Origin of the sequence: Nostoc sp. UHCC 0870 (genome assembly GCF_022063185.1) — a bacterium.
GTDB lineage: Bacteria > Cyanobacteriota > Cyanobacteriia > Cyanobacteriales > Nostocaceae > Trichormus.
Genome location: NZ_CP091913.1, coordinates 2,734,267 through 2,755,301, shown reverse-complemented (window position 1 = coordinate 2,755,301; position 21,035 = coordinate 2,734,267). Strand labels below are relative to the sequence as shown.

Below are 21,035 nucleotides of genomic sequence, written 5' to 3'. Positions count from 1 at the left end.
AAGTCTTTACTTAGTATTTCATAATTCGTGATTTCGCTAAACGATTTTAATAAAAGTATAATAAGCCACAAAGAAATTTATTTTTTTAAAATTCCCGGTTCATACGACATATTACTGTTAATTAAACCTAGAGGATAGGAGGTAAGCACGCTATTGGCTGGGTACATCTCAAAATAATTAGCATCAATGTTTAGTGATCTAATTCACACTCGTTTGGTACTAATTAAAATTAGTTGTGATGCCGATTGAGAGCAACTTATGAAACTGCGGTTATTGGAGCAAAGGCGGGTGAAGTTAACTAGAATATCGACTATAGGTGTGTTGACCGCACTGAGCGCAATTACCATTGTTTCTTGTAGTAACAACAAAGATGTTTTGGTGACAGAAATAGGGGTGAATACTCCTAGCCGTCGGGCAGCTAAAAACTCTCAAGCTGGGTTAGCTTTTATTGAAGGGCAAAAACAGCACGCCCAAGGTAATTTGCAAGCTGCGATCGCTGCCTATAATAAAGCCCTAAGCCTAGATTCTGGATATGGTGCAGCTTTCAGAGGAAGAGGGTTGGCATATTTTGATTTAGGAGACAAGCAAAAAGCGATCGCTGATTACAACGAAGCCATTCGTCTTTCTGCCAACGATGCCGAAGCTTTCAATAGTCGGGGAAATGCCCGCGCCTCTTTAGGTGATCAAGCTGGTGCAATTTCTGACTACAATGAGGCGATTCGCCTATCTCCCAACTATGCCGAAGCCTATAACAATCGGGGTAATGCTCTTTCTGTGCAGGGAGACAAAAGCGGCTCTATAGAAGACTTTAACCAAGCTATTCGCCTCAATCCCAGATATGCGATCGCCTACAATAACCGAGGCAATTCCCGTGCTGCCCAAGGTGACACTCAAGGGGCAATCAGCGACTATAACCAAGCCATTCGCATCAATCCCAACTTTGGCCCTGCCTACAACAATCGCGGTAATGCCCGTGCTGCCCAAGGTGACAAACCAGCAGCTTTACAAGACTTGCAAAAAGCCGCAGAAATCTTTCAAAGACAAAACAATAATGATTTATATCAGCAAGTCATGAACAATATTAACGAATTAGGGCAATAGGAGTGTTGAGTGCTGAGTTGTGTTAGCGGTAGCGCGGCGTTTAGCCGGTGCTGAGTTGTGAGTTGTGAGTTGTGAGTTGTGTTAGCTCGGCGTTTAGTCGGTGGTGAGAGGAAATATAAAATTTTCCTTAAGTTTTAAGTAGCAAATATCCCAAAAAGTGATTTTTAGGTGGCTAAATTGTAATTTTGGAAAATTTATGTCGTCCTTACTCGCTTTTTCTGACTGGGTTTCAGAAAATCACTACACTAGTGAGGGGTGACAACTATCTTGGCAATTTTGTATTTATTATTATAAAAAGCCATGAAAAATCTGTAGCAGAAGATACATAACCCCTGTTTTAAATGCTTTAGTATCTCTCTCTTGGGTGGAATTCTGCCTACAATTAAAAAATAAGCGTTAACAATTTTTGGCTTTATTTTCCGGTTGTTTAACTAACCACTGGAAAATGTAACTAGGTTAAGAAAATTCTAAATAATCACAAAAACACAGCAATTTGTGTGTAGAGGGCAGTGTTAGTTTGCTTAGTAAAAATATTACTAAAATTATCAAATTTTAGTTCATCCTAAACATTTTGGAAATCTAAAAATTGGTTTTCACACTTTTTTAGTAAAAAACACTGTTGTCATAACTTATCAGCCGATTAATACAAGGAAAATTATTTTGTAAACTGTCGTGTCAAGGAAGCGGATGAATAACAATTTTATAGCACTTGTTGCTAAAAACATCGAATAATTGCGTTTTTCAGAGGCTGTTGACATACTCTAATCCCCAATTAGTAATCACAACATCACTTTTTGGCAACAGCAAATTTTCGCTTAATCAAACCAAGAGTTTACACACCAATCTGAAATTAAACCATGAATCCCTCTTCGTCGTTAAGAGTTCAGGGAGGGCTGAATCAATATGCTAATAATCAGCCATCTTCCACGACTGTCGCGCCTATCCTCAAACTTCTGAGGTTAGTTGCAGGGGATACGAGTCTGGTTTCAGAGTTTAGCCAAGCTTGGATGGTGCGTGATTTTCAATTAGGTGATGAGTTGGCTAGCTATGGGTTAGATGGGGAAGTTGTAGATAGTAATAATATTGTTTCTTTAGTTTGTCAAGGTCGAGTCAGGCTGTTGGGGTTTAATCAAAAGTTAGCAAGAGAAGTTTCGACTCAAGTAGTAGTAGATGGGGAAATTTTTGGAGCAGACTATTTATTTTGTCATCACAGTTTATCATATCGAGCGATCGCAGCTAGTCCCGGTAGTGTCATCCAAATCTCTGCGGCTGAACTAGAACAATGGTTAGAACGTCTACCCCAGCTAGAAAACTACTTACAGCAATTAACTAGTGAGCGACAAGCACTAATTTTCTTTAAAAGTTACAGCCAGTTGCATTCTCTTACCAGTGCCAAACTGCGAGAACTAGCACCTTTATTTATCACTAAGCATATCCCCGCAGGTACATCGTTATTAGAAGCTACTCCCCCAGAAACTGGTAGATTTTGGCTAGCACGTGGTCAAGTCCAGTCTATATCTGTAGGGAGTTTACCGCCAGCAATGGGAGATAGTTGGGGATATCCTGAACTCACACCCCCAGATGGGAATGCTCAAACAGATTTGCTGGTTTACCACTTATCTATAGAAAACTGGGATGCGGCTAAAGTTTTAGCACCAAATTTATGGACTAATAACCATAAACCAGTAGCAGCAAAACCAGAAGTTAAGGCTAGCGAGAGTAAAACTAAACTCCTCCTACCGCAATTAACTAATGTGTCACCGCGCGATTCTCATACCCATCATCCCCCCGCAGAGATAGCCGCAGCCGATACAGAATCTATTGACTTTCCCCAAGGAGATGTACAACGCAGGTTTTGGTTTTCTTATCCGTTTATTCAGCAGCAAAGTTTATCTGATTGTGGCGCGGCTTGTTTGGCGATGATTAGCCAATATTGGGGTAAGCGTTTGAGTTTTCCGACACTGCGGAAGTTAGCACAGGTGGATAGATTAGGCGCAACTCTGGAAGGTTTAGCCGCCGCCGCCCAAACCTTGGGTTATGATGTGCTACCAGTCCGGGCAAGTTTGAATAAATTAGAATGGCAAACTAACCCGTGGATTGCCCACTGGCAAGGGATTCACTATATTGTAGTGTGGCAAATTAAAGGCGATCGCATTTTAATTTCTGACCCAGCTTTAGGTAGACGATGGCTAAAACGTGCCAAATTTATCGAGAATTGGACTGGCTATGCACTATTACTAAATCCTACTGATATTTTTTATGCTCTCAAAAGCGAAAAAGTATCTCTAGGTCGCTATGGGCAAGTATTGTGGCATTATCGCAAGTTACTTAAGCAAATTATTCTCGCCTCGTTATTAGTCCAGGTGTTTGGTCTAGCTGCGCCCCTGTGTACTCAAGTGGTTCTTGACCAATTAATCCCAGCCAAAAATTTAGACACGTTAAATGTATTTGCTATTGGCTACCTTTGTTTAGGTATTTGGCGTAACATATTAACCGTACAGCACCAATACTTACTGGATTATTTAGCCAGCAGAATTGACCTCAACTTGATCGGTAGTTTTATTCACTACACCTTGCAATTACCCTTGCAGTTTTTCGCTTCCCGCCCAGTCGAAGATATTGTCAGCCGTGTGCAAGAAAACCATCATATTCAACAATTTATTACCCGGCGAGCAATTGGTGCAAGTATAGATGCCTTCATGGTGCTGACTTACCTGGGGCTGATGATTTATTACAATTGGCAACTGACACTGTTGGTATTGAGTTGGATTTTAGCGATCGCATTTTTAACTTTAGGTGTCAGTCCCTATATTAAGCAAGCATCAAGAGAAGTTTGGCAAGAATCAGCTGGACAACAGACTGCGATCGTAGACATGATAAGTGGTATTACCACCATCAAAACTGCCACGGCGGAACGTGGACTGCAAAAGTATTGGGAAGAACGCTTCCTGAAAATGTTAAAAGCGCGGTTGCGGGGACAAAAGTTAGCTAATCGGTTGCAGCTTACTCGCAGCTTAATTAATCACATCAGTAGCAGTTTGATTCTCTGGTTTGGGGTGACTTTGGTGATTGGTCAGCAAATATCTTTAGGTCAGTTTGTCGCCTTTAATTTGCTGATTAGCAATATTACCAACCCAGTTGTCGCCTTGGTGGGATTATGGGATGAATTCCAACAAGTGTTAATTGCAGCAGAACGACTGAATGATGTCTTTGCTGCTAATTTAGAAGAAAACCCACAAACAACCCTATTGGTAATGCCTCCCATTCGTGGTGAGGTGCGCTTAGAAAATGTCTCTTTTAGTTATCATGCCCAACAAGAGCGCAAAATTTTGCAAAATATCTCTTTTGGGGTGAAACCTGGGCAAATTATCGGCATTATTGGTCATAGTGGCTCAGGTAAAAGCACTCTAGCCCATTTACTAGCGGGTTTGTACGCTCCTAGTGCTGGCAGGATGATGATTGATGGGCATGATACGGCTGCGATGTCTCCCCAATCATTGCGGAGTCAGTTGGGGCTAGTATCACAAGAGTTGTTTTTATTTTCCGGGACTATTTTAGACAACATCACCCTACATGATTTAGAGTTTAGCCGAGAACAGGCTGTGATTGCTGCCAAGTTGGCTAATGCTCATGAGTTTATCCAAGCCTTACCCCTCGGTTATGATACCGAAGTTGGGGAGAGGGGATTAGGTCTTTCTGGGGGACAGAGACAAAAAATTGCGATCGCCCGCACCTTAATTAGAAACCCCAAGATTTTAATTTTTGATGAAGCCACTATGGGCTTAGATACTGACTCAGAAGCAGACCTGCAACACAACTTAGCCCTCATTACTCAACAACGCACGACCTTCATCATCTCTCACCGCGTTTCTACTGTGCGCCATGCTGACTACATCTTAGTTTTAGATAGAGGCATGATTGTTGAACAAGGCACACACCAAGAATTGCTCACAATTCCAGGTATTTATCAGCAGTTAGCTATGAAGTAGGGATTGGGGACTTGGGGACTGGGGATTGGGGACTGGGTAGAATAGACCTCTTGCATAAATGCTTAAGGTGTCATGTTGAGCGCAGCGAAACATCTCAAAGATTATACATTTCATTCAGAATGACACATCTCATTTTCGGACTTTTGCAAGAGGTCTAATTTTCTCACCACCGGCTAAACGCCCCGCTCCGCTAACAGCACGGGCTAAACGCCCCGCTCCGCTAACAGCACTCACCACTCAATTCGCACTTAACATATTTACGAGAAGTTTTTTGGATAAACTGAACAATATTTTTTACGCTAATACTGCGCTCACATTGATGCACTGAAACCATTAAAATTTATTTTTATTTTTATTTTATTTTTGTGGCAACAGTTACATATTAATCCCAATCTATAGCAATCCTAGATTATTCATGGGAGCGAAGAACTCCGGTTTATAGAGAAACTGGGGTTCTTAAGTCGGGGAGTTCTCATCAGTTAAATAGGATTGCATAGCATAAAGCTACGTTTTTAACAAATGATTACATACTGGATGTTCAGGAATCTATCAGACATTGATTTCCTAACCTCTTTAAATCTAGAATTGCTGTAACCTTCATCAATTAAGCTCTCGGTGTCCAAACTATAGCTACACATGATACAGAATGTGTAAACAGGGTTTCACCCCTCACCCAAAAAATATTTATTTAGCTTTTATTCAGTAATAATTCTGATTTTTAATTATTGCTTATAACTCTATTTAGTGGTAAATTTTCTTAGTGAGTTCAACGTCTCAAATGTAGAGTAGGTGAGGGGTTAGACCCCTCATAACTTAGTTCAAAATTGTGAATATGAAAAACAGTACAGCAAAAAAATGGACATTGAAAATATTCCGTAAATTTAATGATTAAAATGCCAGATCCATAGATGACATCCATGAAGAAAGATAGTATAAATACGAATAGCACCCTTGATATAGTTAGTATGGATAAAGAAGTTTTATGCTACATACTAAAAAACACTGAATAGCACTGATGCTTTATATTCGCCCAATAAATAAATATCGTAAAATAAATCTATCGGGGTAAAAAATGTGAATTTACACAGTTACCAAAAAGCTGCATCTACCGAGAGCTAAACTAAGACCTTTGTCTGTTACTCAAAATAAATTTGACTCCCACCTTGCGGTTGCTAGTATTTTTCTAAACAACAACTACTATGAATCAACATATGACAGGTATGACCAACGTTAACAAAGCAGTTAATCCTCAGCAATTTGACAAAGTAGTCGAAGCAATTCTAGCTGGTAAATATTCTTGGGCTTGTGTTTTAATGCTACGCATTGTTGGTTACAATCCCTTACATTACATTCCCTACCGGACTTATAATCGACTACTCAAAGAAAACTCCGAAGCTAGCAGAACGCAACAATCACATCCAAGCAATGCCACAATAGGTAAGTCATCTGAAGCTCATACTTCTTCTAGTTGTTTAAGTAAAATCAAAGACCTTGGTTACTTTGAGGTAGTAGGTAAGCAAAAAACAGAAATTCGCGGTGGTCATATAGATTCGTGGTTTGCTCAGAAAATTCACGATTCTCAACCTATACAATTTGACTCGCCGTCCCTAACAGCTAGCGAACTCAATCTAATTAATAATTAGACTCTCCAGCTTTTATCATGGGTAAGCAAGTTCGTAGTGAGTATTTTAGTTTTGATTTCTTCAAGCCGCACTCTTGTGCGAGCTTCTAGTCATGAGTTAGGCACTCCATATTTCCATATTTAGTTTTACACATGGTCATGCACATGGTAAGATAGGGCATGGAAATAAAGCACGGCAGGGGTTATGTTTATGCAATCGAGTACCATATTGTATGGTGTGTCAAATATAGGCACAATGTACTGAAAGATGAAATAGCCGATTTTCTGAAAGAGGTTCTAGTAGAGACGGCAATTCTCTACAAGTTTAAGGTTGAGAGTCTTGAAGTACTAGAAGATCATGTTCACGTTTTAGTCTCTGCAACACCTCAGCACACTATCCCCAATATCGTCAAAATGTTAAAGGGAATATCAGCCAGGAAATTATTTTTAAAGTTTCCTCAACTCAAGAAAAAGTTATGGGGAGGTCATCTTTGGAATCCTAGTTATTTTGTAAGCACTGTTTCAGAAAATACAGAAGCACAAGTCAAAAAATACATAGAAAACCAAAATGCAGAAAGCGTTTAAGGGTAAAGTTCCATAAATCTCAGGAAATTACTGGAAAACTTGTAAACGTTACTGTAACTCGCATCTCGTCAGGTAAATATATTGCTAGCATTTTGTGTGAGACAGAGGTAGAAAAGTATCCTCAAGTTGCTCAAAATATTGGTTTAGACCTGGGGATTAAATCTTACCTTGTTACAAGCAATGGCGAGGTTGTAAATAATCCCAAATACTACCGAACTCAAAAAAGGAAATTACGTAAAGCAAATAAAAAACTATCCCGTAGTGTAAAAGGTAGTAACAATAGAGTCAAAGCGAAAAACAAGCTGGCTCGTACCTATGAACGCATTACGAATCTGAGAGATGACTTTTTGCACAAACTGTCAACTCGTTTAATCAAAGAAAACAGTATCATCTGTATAGAAGATTTGCGAGTTGCCAACATGGTGAAGAACCATAAATTAGCTTTGAGTATTTCAGACGCTAGTTGGTCTAAATTTGTTACTATGCTTGAATACAAAGCTTTGTGGCATGACAGAATTGTACAAAAAGTTGGTACGTTTTATCCCTCATCTCAGACTTGCAACTGTTGTGGTTCTATCAATCCACTAGTCAAGGATTTAAAGCTGCGTGAATGGTCTTGTCCTAGTTGTAGTAGTTACAATTTGAGGGATAAAAACGCAGCACTTAATATATTAAGTGAGGGTTTGAGATTACTAACCGCCGTTGGTACACTGGAGGTTATAAAAAACGCCTGTGGAGAACTCGTAAGTCCTGAATTACTTCAGGCAGAGATCGTTGAAGCAGGAATCGCGTGACTTTTAGTCATGCGAGGTTCAAACTTCTAAGCACTAAAATACTCACTACAAAACTTGAATATATTACATTAAATGTCAGCATTTGCTGAATTTATGACTAAATTATGCCAAAGTGGCAAATATTCAACCATAAAATCTTATACATTAAAGGTAACGACTCAAATCAGGTAATTAGCCGACAAGCTCATTCTCAAGGGTCTAATCACTAATTAACTGACTATGAGATATACCTAACTGATTACTGTTGCTGAAGTAATTAGTTTTTAAAGCAAACATGACAAATTAACTATTGCTACTAGTAGTTCTTTTTCTGAGGAAGTTTGAGCAGAAGAAAATTGAAGTGCTGGCCCTCTCCAATTTTCACATTGAATGCTCCCTATCGAGTTTCCGAATGGTGGAGGAAATGTAGATGAATTTCCGAACTGTTACTGGTTATTTTGTGCATCAGCATACTCTATTCCTAGAACTACCAGTAAAAGTCAGAAGAGACATAGTAATCGTTTAATTTTTGTCATGGATAGTAGAACCGCTAGTTCTTACACTTTTGTTTCAAAATCTGTAATCTTCGTCATCTCAGATGGGATTACCTCCAATTGATAAACTTGTAACTTATACAACAAATCTTACAAATGCAGGAAGCTAAAAAATATGAATGCTTCCTGCTTTTTTATTTACTAAAAAATGGGTATATTATTGAGTTTTCTAGAAAGACGAAAAAATGAACGAACCAAAGCAAGTATTGATTACACCAGAGGAAGTTGTTAACGCTCTCAAAAAAGAGATGAATTTAAAGGAATTTCATCAAAAAATTTTGTTTAACAAGGTGATTTGGCAAGTTGCTGAGGAACGTGGGATTATAGTGACAGTAGCAGAAATTGAAGCTGAGGCTAACCGCCAACGTCGTGAGAAGCATTTAGAGAAAGCCGCCGATACAATGGCGTGGTTACAGGATGAGTTGGTGACGACTGATGATTGGGAAATGGGAATTTGCGATCGCCTGTTGTCCCAAAAATTAGCTAATATATTATTTGCGGAAGAAGTAGAAGCTTTTTTTAACCAAAATAAACTAGAGTTTGAGCAAGTTATTCTCTATCAAATTATTGTAGACTCTGAAAAGCTTGCTCAAGAGATTTATTATCAAATTGAAGATAGAGAAATTAGTTTTTATGAAGCTGCACATCTTTATGATGTAGATATTTTACGTAAACAAAAGTGTGGTTACGAAGGTAATCTATATCGCTATAACCTACCAAAAGATATAGCTGCTGTTGTATTTAGGACTCAGCCTCAACAGTTAATCGGCCCTTTAAAGACTGAATACGGTTATCACCTTTTGATAGTAGAAGAATTTTTACCTGCTGAATTAACAAATGAAAAATATCAAGAAATCCTTAATAATATGTTCCAAAAATGGTTATTGATAGAATCAAATAATCGATTTATTTAATTCCTAATAGTGACATATTAGGGATATCTTGAGAATAAGATAAGTAAGTCGATGAGAAAAATTAAATGTATATGAAGAAATGTAAATGGTCGATAGGGTGCGTTATGCGGCGTAACACACCTTGAATTGTTGACTTAATTCTCAGTTAAATTCCAGTTTCTACCCTACGGGAATGCTGGCGCGAAGGCTTTTCTCAGGACTGCATAAAAATCTCTACCGTCTAGTAGGTCATCAAGTTTGTAGTAAGGACTTTAGTCCTGATTTTTCTAAGGACTAAAGTCCTTACTACGAAACATAAATTAGCTATATTTCATTTTTTGGTAAAATTTTAATAAAGATTTGATGAACTTTACTTTTTTCAGATAAAAACTATTGACTAGCCTTCAGAAAATTTCTAAAAAAATAGTAGTAGGTTAAATAACTAAATTCAGAGACTGTCACTTTTCCGTTAATGTTTGCCAGGTGAATAGCAGATTACTCATAGTCTGCTAATGAAACAATAGCCAGTGTTGTGTTAGGTTGATGTCAGTAACCTGTACTTGCATTGACATCTAACTACATATTTTTCTGAGTGGTACTCGTAATCTCAACAACTTAAATATTTACTCATAGAGTTTTTACCTACATTCCAGGTTTTAGCAACATCCTGACAACAAAATTATCATCAAACTTGAGATAGATTTCCTGAAATTAGCAACCAATTATTTTGGTTGAAATCAATACCAACATGACACCATTGTTCAGGAAAATTTATCAAGTAATTGAGGTGAATTTTTGAGGTGTTTTACCAGATACTGCTGTTTATCGGGGAAAAAGATAAGTATGCTTGCAGCATATTTGATCAGGTTGACTGACTTTTATTTACTCAATGATCATATTCTCAGCCATAATGATTCCGAAATGAGAATTGATTGGGAGTTACTTAACAACGCAGTTTTATCATGAACTTGATATTGCGTTTTTGAGGCTTTTGAATCTTGAATACTTGCAAATAACCCCCTAATTCATGAAATAAAAAGAGGGTAAACACTTGTCATCACATAAACTTCAAAGAAACACAGGTCATAGATGACAGTGAAGAGGGAAGCTGAGTATTTCTTTCATATTGTGCTAGTCAGAGGCTAATACCTTGCAATATTTAGCAGTAGCTGTTCCTATGCAGGTTAAAAACTTAAAATAGCCCACTAAACCTGATGAATTTGAAACTTTGACCTAAACATACATTAGACATTACCTGGTAATAATTATGTCTGAATATTTTCATCAAGAGCAATTTATTGAAGGTTATGACTTGCACGAAAGCAAGTTTTTAACTCCCTTTCAACGGAAAGCTTTACTTAAGCATTTACAAACCAATTTGCAGCCAGAATATCGCAAACGCATTGAAATTATGTTACTGGCTGACATGGGGACATCACAAAGTCAAATCTGTGAGAAATTGGGCTGTTCTCAAGAAATGGCGCGTTATTGGATTGGCATAGCTGAAGCAGGTTTAGCACACAAATGGAATGAGCGGCCGATAGGTAGACCCAAAATTGTGAATAACCAATATATGGATAGATTGAAGGAATTAGTGAGTAATAGTCCTCGTGATTATGGTTATGCTTTTACCCATTGGACAGCACAATGGTTAAGTAAACATTTAGCATCAGAACTGGGAATTTCTATTAGCGATCGCCATATCAATCGCCTGTTAAAACAAATGGGACTTTCTACGAAACCTAAAAATAACCGTCCTCAAGTTACCGAGACAGACTCAGACAATAATATTACCATTTCTGATTTAAAATCTCAATCTGAATCGCCTCTGAACTGGTCATTTAATTTGATGCAAAGCAGTAATTAGAAGGGAGTAGAGAATAGGGAATGGGGAATAGGCAGTAGGAAATCAGAGTATAAAAATCATGACTATTGCCCAATACCCAATCCCCGATTTTTTATTTTTTAGCTGGTTTGCATCTCATACATTATTTTGAATCTTGAATTGTTAATTCCCCATGTCGTCAGGTTTTTCTCAGCAATATTTAGCGCAACAACTTACTCAAACCTTGGGTGAGTCGTTGACAGAAAATGAACTTGCTAAGTGTATCCAAGGATTGGAAATTATTGAACCGCCAATTGCTAAACAGTTTTGGCAAGCTGCTACAGCATCGGCGGGAATTTACATCATCCTTGGAGGTAAAGTAAGATTACTAGATAGTTCTTTGAACTTGATCACTACCCTCTCAACAGGAGCGTCTTTTGGTGAACTGAGTTTATTTCCCGAAGAAGAATTTAGTCCTTATGTTGCTAGGGCTTCTGTTAATTTAAAACTTGCTTATCTGCCGCAATCTAGATTACAAGGACTGATCAGTGAACATCCTAGCATTAACGATCGCCTAAAAAAACGGGCAGAAACTTGGGATTTATTGGTTTTCTGTAACCAAAATACCTTACTGCCTGAAAATACTTCTATCGAAGATGCCTTGAGAGCATTGTTTTTATTTGAACGTCAGACTTTAGCTAGTGGTTCACTTCCCCAGTCGCTTTTGCAAGATACTAAACTCTGGCTTTGGCTGCGAGGAGAATTAACCGATACCCAAGGACGCAGATTTACACCGGGAACAATCACCACATCTGCAAATGTAGGTAATTGGCAAGTCACCACACAATCAGCAATTGTGTATGTTCTCAAAAATACCAATTGGCAAATAGCACTAGAATACTGGCCGCAGTTAAGAGAATTTCCAGAATCTAGTGTTAGTATTGAAAGTAACCCCTCCCCATCCCCGGTTGTAGAGACGCGATATATCGCATCTCTACAACCCCCCCCTTCAGAAAAACCCAAATTTCGCCGTGCATATTTTCCCAGCCCGAAAGTGAGGGTAGGACATTGGTGGGGAAGGATTACCAAACGCTATCCATTATTTGAACAACAAAGTGCAGCTGACTGTGGTGCAGCTTGTTTAGTCATGGTTAGCCGCTACTGGGGTAAAAACTTAAGCGTGAATCGCATTCGGGATTTAGCCAATGTTAGCCGCAATGGTGCATCCCTCAAAGGTTTAACCACAGCCGCAGAGACAATAGGTTTTACTACCCGTCCAGTGAAAGCCAGTTTGGATAAGTTAGCACAACAAACCTTACCTGCGATCGCCCATTGGGAAAATAAGCACTACATCGTAGTTTACGAAGTTACCAAAAAACACGTTATTGTTTGTGACCCAGCTATTGGGCAACGTAGCCTCACTCTGGCAGACTTTAAAGCAGGCTGGACTGGCTACGCTTTGTTATTGCAACCCACTACCCAACTACAAGAGGCTCAAGAAACCAGTACCCCATTCTGGCAGATGTTTGAGTTAGTCAGACCTCACTCCAGAGTGCTGCTAGAAGTATTTGGGGCTTCGGTATTAATTCAGTTTTTGGGACTGATTACGCCGTTATTTACCCAGTTGTTATTAGATAGAGTCATTGTCCAGGGTAGTACGTTGACTTTAAACGCCGTGGGTTTAGGGTTGATGATTTTTGGCTTATTCCGCGTCGCAGTTAATGGACTCAGGCAATATTTACTAGACCATACAGCCAACCGCATTAGTGTGTCACTGTTGGTAGGTTTTATTAAACATACCTTCCGTTTACCCCTAGCGTTTTTTGAATCGCGTTATGTGGGAGATATCGTCTCCCGCGTCCAAGAAAACCAAAAAATCCAGCGTTTTTTGACTGGGGAAGCCCTCTCCATTATTTTGGATTTACTGACGGTGTTCGTTTACGTGGGGCTGATGTTTTGGTATAGTGCGTCTATGGCAATGGTCAGTTTAGCGATCGTGCCGCCGTTTGTATTATTAGCACTTGTTGCTACACCGTTTTTACGCCGCATTAGCCGGGAAGTTTTTAGTGCTACCGCCAACGAAAATAGTTATCTAATTCAATCCCTGAGTGGGATTCGCTCAATTCGTTCGATGGCGATTGAGCAGAGTGTGCGTTGGCATTGGGAAGAACTGCTGAATAATGTGATTAGAAAGACCTTTGCTGGGCAGATTATCAGTAACCAGTTACAGATTTTTAGTTCCGCAATTGAAACCCTAGTCACTACCAGCTTATTGTGGTTGGGGGCGTGGTTGGTGATTCAAAATCAACTCACCATTGGTCAGTTAGTTGCCTTTAATATGCTGTTGGGTAACATTATTCGACCCTTTCAGCGTCTAGTCGTGCTGTGGAATCAATTACAAGAGGTGACAATTTCTACAGAACGCATCAATGATATTCTCGAAGCCGAACCAGAAGAAGACTTACAACATCACCCCCGGCAATTTTTAACTCGGTTAACTGGTAGTATCCGCTTTGAAAATGTCACCTTCCGCTATCATCCAGAGAGTGATATTAATGTCCTAGAAAATCTCAGCTTTGAAATTAAACCAGAGCAAACCGTTGCTGTCGTAGGGCGTAGCGGTTCTGGTAAAACCACATTGTTTAAATTAATTTTAGGGCTATATCTGCCGACAGATGGCAAAGTGTTGATTGATAGTAACGATGTGACTAGTATAGCCCTGCGATCGCTCCGTTCTCAAATTGGTGTAGTGGACCAAGACACCTTTTTATTCGGCGGTACAATCCGCGAAAATATCAGCATTGCTCACCCCGAAGCTACCTTAGAACAAGTGATAACGGCGGCGCGATTAGCCGGGGCTGATGACTTTATACAACGATTGCCAATGGGTTATGAAGCCCAAATTGGCGAAGGTGGCGGTATGTTATCTGGCGGACAACGGCAACGCCTAGCCATAGCTCGTGCTTTGGTAGGTGATCCCCGCTTATTGCTTTTAGATGAAGCAACCAGTCACCTTGATTCCGAATCGGAACGTCTGATTCAAAATAACCTGAAAACTATCCTTCAAGGACGCACCAGTGTAATTATTGCCCACCGTCTGTCTACCGTGCGTCATGCTGATTTAATTTTAGTCTTAGATCGTGGCTTATTAGTCGAAAGCGGTACTCACGATCAATTAATCACACGAAAAGGCCATTACTTTTACCTGAACCAACAGCAACTGGCAAGTAATTCGTAATTCGTAATTCGTAATTCGTAATTCGTAATTCGTAATTAAGAATTTGTTGCCTTGGATATTACTGGGAAATTCTTAAGAAAATGGGCATGGAGCAAAAAGGGTATGGGATATCGGGCATTGGGTAATAGTTCTTCTTCCTTTCTATTCCCCAATCCCCATTGCCCCTTATCCCCAGAGGGGGCCCCGAGTTCCCCAGTCCCTAGTCCCCAGTCCCCAGTCTCCCTTCAGAGTAATTTATGCCACACATATCCCACAATTCATCATCTGTGCTAGTCAAATCACAGCCAGATGATCTGCAACGTGTTGAAGAATCTCGTTCTATTGTTAATGACCAAAATCAAGGGATAAAAGAGAATAATGATTGGTTTTATGGTACTGAGGAATTACTCGATGCCTTACCCAAACGCTGGACTCGTTCCACGCTTTATCTCTTGATTAGCTTTGCTGTGATTCTTATCCCTTGGGCATCTTTGAGCAAAGTTGATGAAACAGGAACAGCCAGAGGGCGTTTAGAACCCAAGGGTGCAACGCAGAAACTAGGTATTGCCGTCGCTGGTAAGGTGAAAACTGTCAACGTGGAAGAAGGGGCGACGGTTCAGGCTGGACAAGTTTTATTAGAATTAGATGCTGAGGTTTTACAAAAGGAACTAGAACAAGCCGAAACTAGGTTAGAAGGATTAACTAATCGGCAAGCGCAGCAGGAATTACTGAAAAACCAATTGATGCTAGCCATTAATATCCAAGAACAGCAAAACCAAGCCCAAGCCTTGGAAAAAATGGCACAAGTGAATCAAGCCCAGCAGCACTTAGATGGTAAAAAAAGTACCTATCACTTACAAAAACTGGAAAAACAAGCTCTGGTAGAACAGGCTAGGGAGAGAATTAATTCCACTCAGGTTCTCCAGAATTTGGCTCAAAGGCGTTTGCAGCGAGATTTAAGGGAAGTTGCACGCTATCATAATCTGTTAAAACAAGGTGCGATCGCACAAATTAAAATTGTCGAACTAGAAAACTCTGCTGAAGATAGCAAACGCTCTCTGCTGCAAGCTCATGCAGAGATTACGCAAGCAAAGTTGCGTTTAAGAGAAGAAGTAAATCGCTACCAAGCAACTATTAGTCAAATTCAAGCAGAAATTCAGCAAGCACAACTACGTCTGCAAGAGCAGCTAAGTAGTTATCAAGGGGTTGTCCAAGCGGGTAAATTGGCAGTCCTTAAAAGCCAAGAACAGCTCAAAGACCTCCAAAGCCAAATCACTAACTTGCAATCTGAAATAGCGCAGACCAAGAGCCAGATTGCATCATTTAAGCTACAACTACAACAAAGAATAGTGCGATCGCCTATTGATGGTGTAATTTTTGAGTTGCCTGTAGAAAAACCAGGCCCCGTAGTCGAACCAGGACAGATAGTAGCTCAAATCGCACCACAAAATACACCTTTAATTCTCAAAGCCCAAATGCCCAGCCAACAAAGCGGGTTCTTGAAGGTGGGAATGCCAGTTAAAATCAAGTTTGATGCTTATCCTTTCCAAGATTATGGTGTGGTGCAAGGGCGCGTCAACTGGATTTCTCCTGACTCGAAGATCCAAACCACCAACCAAGGAAACGTAGAAACCTACGAAATGAATATCACTATAGATCAACCATATATCCAAGCTGGTAATAAACGTATTTTCTTAACCCCTGGTCAGACAGCATCAGCAGAGGTAATTATTCGTCAACGGCGGGTAATTGATTTTGTCTTAGACCCATTCAAGAAATTACAAAAAGGTGGGTTGGAGCTTTAGGGGACTGGGGACTGGGGAGCTAAATCAGTTAGGAATTACGCAACTAGCATATTTTTTATGTAGATGTAGGGTGTGTGACGCGGCGAAAGTATTTCAACGTAGTCATGAGAATGATAGCGTCACGCACCAACCATCGATTGTCACACTTGCGTAAGTCCTACAGTGAAGATTTATCAAGTGGGTGATACCTGATACCTGATAACTGATAACTGTTTTACCCCCATGCCTATATTTCTGCCACCAATTATTTAAAGGGAGAATTGTATCATGTCAAAACTTATACAACTATCGATTGCAGACATTATTTATCATCTAAAATTATCTTGTCAAATCCCCACAATTTTAGAAGCGATCGCCACCTCCAGAATTATTACTGAAGTTGCCGTCTCAGCAGGCATTGAAATCAGTATAGAAGAACTCCAACAAGCCGCAGATAGTATGCGCTTAACTCATCAGTTGTTCAAGGCAGAAGATACTTGGAACTGGTTAAACAAGTATTATCTTTCTTTAGATGACTTTGAAGACATGGCTAAAACCAACTTATTATCCGCTAAGTTAGCTGGTCATTTATTTGCAGATAAAGTTGAACCATTCTTTTATGCCCATCAAATTGATTACACCGGGGCTGTTACTTATGAAGTTATTTTAGATGATGAAGACTTAGCTTTAGAGCTATTTTACGCCTTAAAAGAAGGTGAAATCAGCTTCCAAGAAATTGCCCGTCAATACATTCAAACCCCAGAAATTAGAAGGGCTGGGGGCTATCAAGGTATTCGCTATCGGCGAGACTTTAGACCAGAAATTGCAGCTGCGGTTTTTGCTGCTACTCCTCCCCAAATTATTAAACCCATAGTCACCCCCAAAGGAGTGCATATCATCGCCGTCGAGGAAATCATTAACCCCGAATTAGATGAGGAACGACGGATGCAAATTGCTAAAGATTTATTTACACTTTGGTTAGAGGAACAAATCAGTGGTGTAGAAATTGTAGCTGATTTGAGCCGCCAAGATAATTCGTAAGAGAACATCGGGTTAAGATGTCAAAAAGGTTACGCTATACTGGCTGACCAAGCGGGATGCCGGATTCTGGAACTGAAGTTATGTCATCGCCGTCGCTTATCATAGAGGTGGTAATATATTAAAGTAAATGATGTAAAACATACAATCATTTAACAAAGCTTAAAGTTGCTTTATTATATTATTTACCAAAGGTGTGAGTTGAGTTGTGGAATTTAATTAGCGATGACTACTTGTATATCTACTATTGCTGAACGTAACTCTCAAGCTGTACGAGTACGCGAGTTAACCAAGACTTGTTATCAAGACGATCAACAAGTCAAGTTCATGAGCTTGCAAGCAGAGGTTGATTCTCTGTGGCAGGAATTACAAAACCTCAAAGAAAAACGTTTAACTACCACTAGCCCAGAATCATAAAACAAATTTATCGTCCAGCGATCGCCAAAATCCTCTAATTCGTCAAACGCTAGGAACATTCGAGGGGATTTACAGGCGATCGCTACAACCAATCATTAAGATTTCATTAAAATCTGTATATCAATTTACCATTACTTGCACTAGATAGGACTTACGCAGTGATACGAAAAATCAAGAGTTTGGGGGAGAGTGAAGGGGTATAGGTGTTAAAAACCCTTACACCCCTATACCCTCACACCCTTACACCCCCTTCTTAACTAAAAAAAGGTGAGCCAAATAGATATCATTGAAGTGTATTTTGAATTGTTCGTATGCTCACACTGTCTCCCAGCCTACAAGCTAGACTTTCTCAACCCCTCAAAATCGGCTCATTTGAAGTCAAAAGCCGAGTTCTTCAGTCGCCTTTATCTGGGGTGACAGATATGGTATTTCGTCGCTTAGTGCGACGCTATGCACCAGATTCAATGATGTACACCGAAATGGTGAATGCTACGGGGTTACACTACGTCAAGCAACTACCCAAAATCATGGAGGTAGACCCCAACGAACGCCCTATCAGCATTCAGTTGTTTGATTGTCGTCCTGATTTCTTAGCGGAAGCAGCCATCAAAGCAGTTGCAGAAGGTGCTGACACTATTGATATAAATATGGGGTGTCCAGTCAATAAAATTACCAAAAATGGTGGCGGTTCTTCCCTGTTGAGACAGCCAGAAGTAGCAGAGGCTATTGTTCGGGAAGTGGTGAAGGCTGTTAATGTACCAGTCACAGTCAAGACGCGTATTGGCTGGAATGACAAAGAAATCTTCATTCTCGATTTTGCCAAGCGCATGGAAGATGCCGGGGCGCAAATGATTACTGTGCATGGACGTACCCGCGCTCAAGGGTACAATGGGAATGCTCGCTGGGAATGGATAGCCCGTGTGAAGGAAACCCTATCTATTCCAGTGATTGGTAATGGGGATATATTTTCAGTAGAAGCGGCTGTAAGATGCTTAGAACAAACTGGTGCTGATGGTGTGATGTGTTCCCGTGGGACTTTGGGTTATCCCTTTTTGGTAGGAGAAATTGACCACTTCTTGAAAACTGGAGAGACATTACCAGCACCAACCCCAATTCAGCGTTTGGAATGCGCCAGAGATCATTTACAAGCCTTATGGGAATATAAAGGCGATCGCGGTGTCCGTCAAGCCCGCAAGCACATGACTTGGTACGCCAAAGGTTTTGTCGGTGCAGCTGAATTGCGGGGACAATTAAGTTTAGTGGAAACAGTACAGCAAGGTTTAGATTTGATTGATAGAGCTATTGAGCAGTTAACTCATGGTTATGAACCAATGGAAGAAGCCGAAAATTTCCAAGTTGCTTAAAGAATTATCGAAAAATTGAGTCTAACAAAAATAGAATATACAAGTAATAAGAATTATTATCACTATTAATTGTATATTTTATTTTCTCGAAGTCCCTAATAAGTTTTCTGCGGCTTCTAACATTGACCCAGCTATATCTTTGAGGTCTTCACGATTCTGTAAGTAAGTTTTGAGTGCTTCCATTGGGTCTATGCTACTGCTAGCACTCAACTCAGGAATGCGGGGACGAGCTAACTGACTGACTAATTCTGCTTGAATAGTATAAGTATGAGCAGCACTCAGGGCAGAATGTAAGGCAGAGTTATCAATCAAATCGATTTGTTCGGAACGAAGTTTATAAATTAGCCGTACTACTGCATCTTCTAAATCATGTTTAGCGATCGCCTTGATTAAAACACCTTGGGGTTCTTCTGCTTTCGACACATCTACTTCTAAAGTCCGAAAAGTCCGAACTGATAAAGGGCAAAATTCCCATTTCGCACTCCCCCGTTCCAGTTCCAACATGATATAACCTTTATCTTCTTTCTCCTCACTAAAATCTACCCGTTCAATACTCCCCGGATAAATCACTGGCGGGTTATTAGATTTATTTAAATTTTGATGGCGGTGGACGTGTCCCAAAGCCACATAATCAAAACAAGGACGAGTCAACAAAGATAAGGGTAGTGTAAAACCTTTACCCACCGCTAAAAACCGTTCAGCCCCTAAAGTTGCATTATCAGCCATCAAGTGAGCTAAAAGCACAGTAGGCACATCGGAGTCAAGCCGACGAATTTCCCCTTCCATAACAACTTGCAAGCGTTCCGTTAACAATTGATTGACTTCCGCCAGCGATAAACCGTCTGTTTCCTGACGAGTCATCAGAGTGGAACGGGTAAGCCAAGGTAGGGTAATTATTTGCACTTTACCGTTAGGGGTAGAGATGTGGTGAGTAGTTAACTTATCCCCAACTACAAAACCTGGTACTCCCAAGGTGCGGTAAATATTTAAACTCGCGCCTCCTTGTCCTTGGGAATGTTGGTCATGATTTCCCACCAACAACACCGTTGGAATATTAGCATCGACCAATCGCCGAAATTGACTAGCAAAAGCTTCTTGTACATAAGGCGGTGGTGTCGCATCAGGAAAAGCATCCCCACCGAATAGAACCAAATCTACAGCATCCGTTAATGCCCGATCAATACACAGTGATAAAGTCTGCACAAAATCTTCCAGTCGCGTGTTTAAACCTGTAACTGGATTAATTCTGCCGTGGGAAAAACCGCTTCCCATATGGATGTCAGAGAGGTGAAGGATTTTAATCATAAGTTAGGTCGTCGGCAATATTTTTTATTAGCAGGGAAGGAAGGGAGTATAAGTTAATTTGCTCTCATTAGGTTGCCGTATGAATTTTGTAATTTATGAGGTTATTGTACGTAATTAAAATTTATGTTTATCTAAAATGATGAATCTGATTTTTAAGTAAATACTACAGTATTTACTAAGAAGTATTGCAGTATTTTAAGTTTTACCTTAGTTTCTTAGATATATATACGGTGACTGATATCTTTATGAAATAACTAAATTTGCAGGATTCTACTATGATAAATAACCCAAAACGCCCTAATTCGTTGGGAGAATCTATGGTTATGGGAGCGTTAATTATGTTGACTAGCGTCAGCATAATCACCATCATGAGTGTTTTCTAAAAATAAAAAAATAAAATTTTAGCAACTAAACTTTACAAAACTCCTCTCATTTATAAGAGGAGTTTTGTAATTGGGAATTAAAAATTGCATATTAAACAGTATCATAGACTAAAAAAATTTTAGCGATCGCGATTAGACCTCTTGCAAAAGTCCGAAAATGAGATGTGTCATTCTCAATGAAATATA

Annotated in this window: 13 protein-coding genes; 12 read left to right on the top strand and 1 reads right to left on the bottom strand. The window is 39.8% G+C overall.

Features of this window, described 5'->3' with window-relative positions; all coding sequences use genetic code 11:
- Positions 1–258 precede the first annotated feature (258 nt).
- The 12 genes from L6494_RS11985 to dusB all read left to right on the top strand — a co-directional run bounded on the left by L6494_RS11985 (position 259) and on the right by dusB (position 19,161).
- Positions 259–1,101, top strand: coding sequence for a tetratricopeptide repeat protein (locus tag L6494_RS11985; RefSeq protein WP_237995093.1), 843 nt, complete (start codon positions 259–261; stop codon positions 1,099–1,101).
- Positions 1,102–1,958: 857 nt separating this feature from the next.
- A complete protein-coding gene (locus L6494_RS11980; RefSeq protein WP_237995091.1) occupies positions 1,959–5,090 on the top strand; it encodes an ABC transporter transmembrane domain-containing protein in 3,132 nt (1,043 codons plus the stop codon).
- 1,199 nt (positions 5,091–6,289) lie between these two features.
- Positions 6,290–6,733 (top strand): HetP family heterocyst commitment protein, encoded by a 444-nt coding sequence (locus tag L6494_RS11975; RefSeq protein ID WP_237995089.1) that lies wholly within the window; start codon positions 6,290–6,292, stop codon positions 6,731–6,733.
- A 158-nt stretch (positions 6,734–6,891) separates the two neighbouring features.
- Entirely contained in the window at positions 6,892–7,296 is a 405-nt protein-coding gene (gene tnpA / locus L6494_RS11970) for an IS200/IS605 family transposase (protein WP_237995087.1), read from the top strand.
- Entirely contained in the window at positions 7,263–8,090 is an 828-nt protein-coding gene (locus L6494_RS11965) for a transposase (RefSeq protein ID WP_237995981.1), read from the top strand. Before tnpA ends, L6494_RS11965 begins: the two co-directional genes overlap by 34 nt.
- 718 nt (positions 8,091–8,808) lie before the next feature.
- Complete coding sequence (locus tag L6494_RS11960; RefSeq protein WP_237995085.1) at positions 8,809–9,537, top strand: peptidylprolyl isomerase; 729 nt, start codon at positions 8,809–8,811, stop codon at positions 9,535–9,537.
- 1,246 nt (positions 9,538–10,783) lie between these two features.
- The gene (locus tag L6494_RS11955; RefSeq protein ID WP_237995083.1) at positions 10,784–11,383 is read left to right on the top strand and encodes a helix-turn-helix domain-containing protein; all 600 of its coding nucleotides are present in this window, start codon (positions 10,784–10,786) and stop codon (positions 11,381–11,383) included.
- A 151-nt stretch (positions 11,384–11,534) separates the two neighbouring features.
- Positions 11,535–14,579, top strand: a complete 3,045-nt coding sequence (locus L6494_RS11950) for a peptidase domain-containing ABC transporter (RefSeq protein ID WP_237995081.1) — start codon at positions 11,535–11,537, stop codon at positions 14,577–14,579.
- 236 nt (positions 14,580–14,815) lie between these two features.
- Complete coding sequence (locus L6494_RS11945; protein ID WP_237995079.1) at positions 14,816–16,363, top strand: HlyD family efflux transporter periplasmic adaptor subunit; 1,548 nt, start codon at positions 14,816–14,818, stop codon at positions 16,361–16,363.
- Between the two features lie 267 nt (positions 16,364–16,630).
- Positions 16,631–17,383: a peptidylprolyl isomerase gene (locus tag L6494_RS11940; protein WP_237995077.1), complete on the top strand. Its 753-nt coding sequence runs from the start codon at positions 16,631–16,633 to the stop codon at positions 17,381–17,383.
- Between the two features lie 222 nt (positions 17,384–17,605).
- A complete protein-coding gene (locus L6494_RS11935; protein WP_237995075.1) occupies positions 17,606–17,797 on the top strand; it encodes a hypothetical protein in 192 nt (63 codons plus the stop codon).
- Positions 17,798–18,108: 311 nt separating this feature from the next.
- Complete coding sequence (gene dusB, locus L6494_RS11930; protein WP_237995073.1) at positions 18,109–19,161, top strand: tRNA dihydrouridine synthase DusB; 1,053 nt, start codon at positions 18,109–18,111, stop codon at positions 19,159–19,161.
- Between the two features lie 78 nt (positions 19,162–19,239).
- Here dusB and sbcD read toward each other — a convergent pair whose 3' ends face one another.
- A complete protein-coding gene (gene sbcD, locus L6494_RS11925; RefSeq protein WP_237995071.1) occupies positions 19,240–20,466 on the bottom strand; it encodes an exonuclease subunit SbcD in 1,227 nt (408 codons plus the stop codon).
- Between the last annotated feature and the right edge of the window lie 569 nt (positions 20,467–21,035).